Here is a 3,078-nt window from a genome sequence, read left to right on the forward strand (position 1 = left end):
AGGGGGTGGGAATACTCATCTCGAAGCAGGCTTCCCGCTTAGATGCTTTCAGCGGTTATCCCTCCCGAACGTAGCCAACCAGCCATGCCCTTGGCAGGACAACTGGCACACCAGAGGTTCGTCCGTCCCGGTCCTCTCGTACTAGGGACAGCCCTTCTCAATATTCCTACGCGCACAGCGGATAGGGACCGAACTGTCTCACGACGTTCTAAACCCAGCTCGCGTACCGCTTTAATGGGCGAACAGCCCAACCCTTGGGACCGACTCCAGCCCCAGGATGCGACGAGCCGACATCGAGGTGCCAAACCATCCCGTCGATATGGACTCTTGGGGAAGATCAGCCTGTTATCCCCGGGGTACCTTTTATCCGTTGAGCGACGGCGCTTCCACAAGCCACCGCCGGATCACTAGTCCCGACTTTCGTCCCTGCTCGACCCGTCGGTCTCACAGTCAAGCTCCCTTGTGCACTTACACTCAACACCTGATTGCCAACCAGGCTGAGGGAACCTTTGGGCGCCTCCGTTACTCTTTAGGAGGCAACCGCCCCAGTTAAACTACCCATCAGACACTGTCCCTGATCCGGATCACGGACCCAGGTTAGACATCCAGCACGACCAGACTGGTATTTCAACGACGACTCCACCTGAACTGGCGTCCAAGCTTCACAGTCTCCCAGCTATCCTACACAAGCCGAACCGAACACCAATATCAAACTGTAGTAAAGGTCCCGGGGTCTTTCCGTCCTGCTGCGCGAAACGAGCATCTTTACTCGTAGTGCAATTTCACCGGGCCTATGGTTGAGACAGTCGAGAAGTCGTTACGCCATTCGTGCAGGTCGGAACTTACCCGACAAGGAATTTCGCTACCTTAGGATGGTTATAGTTACCACCGCCGTTTACTGGCGCTTAAGTTCTCAGCTTCGCCACCCCGAAGAGTGACTAACCGGTCCCCTTAACGTTCCAGCACCGGGCAGGCGTCAGTCCGTATACATCGCCTTACGGCTTCGCACGGACCTGTGTTTTTAGTAAACAGTCGCTTCTCGCTGGTCTCTGCGGCCACCCCCAGCTCATGAAGTAAATTCAATCACCGGTGATGGCCCCCCTTCTCCCGAAGTTACGGGGGCATTTTGCCGAGTTCCTTAACCATAGTTCACCCGAACGCCTCGGTATTCTCTACCTGACCACCTGAGTCGGTTTAGGGTACGGGCCGCCATGAAACTCGCTAGAGGCTTTTCTCGACAGCATAGGATCATCCACTTCACCACAATCGGCTCGGCATCAGGTCTCAGCCTTGATGTGTGACGGATTTGCCTATCACACGGCCTACACCCTTACCCCGGGACAACCACCGCCCGGGATGGACTACCTTCCTGCGTCACCCCATCACTCACCTACTACAGGTCTGGTCCGTCGGCTCCACCACTCCCCTTTGCCCGAAGGCTCCGGGGCGGCTTCACGGACTTAGCATCGCCTGGTTCAATGTTTGACGCTTCACAGCGGGTACCGGAATATCAACCGGTTATCCATCGACTACGCCTGTCGGCCTCGCCTTAGGTCCCGACTTACCCTGGGCAGATCAGCTTGACCCAGGAACCCTTAGTCAATCGGCGCACACGTTTCTCACGTGTGTATCGCTACTCATGCCTGCATTCTCACTCGTGAACCGTCCACCACTGCCTTCCGGCGCGGCTTCACCCGGCACACGACGCTCCCCTACCCATCACAGCGGGCGTTGGCCCTATTGCTGCAATGACACGACTTCGGCGGTACGCTTGAGCCCCGCTACATTGTCGGCGCGGAATCACTAGACCAGTGAGCTATTACGCACTCTTTCAAGGGTGGCTGCTTCTAAGCCAACCTCCTGGTTGTCTGTGCGACTCCACATCCTTTCCCACTTAGCGTACGCTTAGGGGCCTTAGTCGATGCTCTGGGCTGTTTCCCTCTCGACCATGGAGCTTATCCCCCACAGTCTCACTGCCGCGCTCTCACTTACCGGCATTCGGAGTTTGGCTAAGGTCAGTAACCCGGTAGGGCCCATCGCCTATCCAGTGCTCTACCTCCGGCAAGAAACACACGACGCTGCACCTAAATGCATTTCGGGGAGAACCAGCTATCACGGAGTTTGATTGGCCTTTCACCCCTAACCACAGGTCATCCCCCAGGTTTTCAACCCTGGTGGGTTCGGTCCTCCACGACCTCTTACAGCCGCTTCAACCTGCCCATGGCTAGATCACTCCGCTTCGGGTCTTGAGCGCGCTACTGAATCGCCCTATTCGGACTCGCTTTCGCTACGGCTTCCCCACACGGGTTAACCTCGCAACGCACCGCAAACTCGCAGGCTCATTCTTCAAAAGGCACGCAGTCACGACGCACTGAGTAAACTCAATGCGCGACGCTCCCACGGCTTGTAGGCACACGGTTTCAGGTACTATTTCACTCCGCTCCCGCGGTACTTTTCACCATTCCCTCACGGTACTATCCGCTATCGGTCACCAGGGAATATTTAGGCTTAGCGGGTGGTCCCGCCAGATTCACACGGGATTTCTCGGGCCCCGTGCTACTTGGGTGTCTCTCAAACGAGCCGTTGATGTTTCGACTACGGGGGTCTTACCCTCTACGCCGGACCTTTCGCATGTCCTTCGCCTACATCAACGGTTTCTGACTCGTCTCACAGCCGGCAGACTGTGAAAGAGAGATCCCACAACCCCCCAAGCGCAACCCCTGCCGGGTCTCACACGCTTGAGGTTTGGCCTCATCCGGTTTCGCTCGCCACTACTCCCGGAATCACGGTTGTTTTCTCTTCCTGCGGGTACTGAGATGTTTCACTTCCCCGCGTTCCCTCCACATACCCTATGTGTTCAGGTATGGGTGACAGCCCATGACGACTGCCGGGTTTCCCCATTCGGAAACCCCCGGATCAAAGCCTGGTTGACGGCTCCCCGGGGACTATCGTGGCCTCCCACGTCCTTCATCGGTTCCTGGTGCCAAGGCATCCACCGTGCGCCCTTAAAAACTTGGCCACAGATGCTCGCGTCCACTGTGCAGTTCTCAAACAACGACCAACCACCCATCACCCCAC

1 rRNA gene is annotated in these 3,078 nt (G+C 56.9%); it reads right to left on the bottom strand.

Going from position 1 to position 3,078, the window contains the following annotated elements:
* Positions 1-3,019 (bottom strand): 23S ribosomal RNA (locus tag ACFXGX_RS43030); the annotation flags it as partial.
* Positions 3,020-3,078: the final 59 nt, after the last annotated feature.

It is taken from the genome of Streptomyces sp. NPDC059371, from assembly GCF_042751995.1.
Taxonomy (GTDB): Bacteria; Actinomycetota; Actinomycetes; order Streptomycetales; family Streptomycetaceae; genus Streptomyces.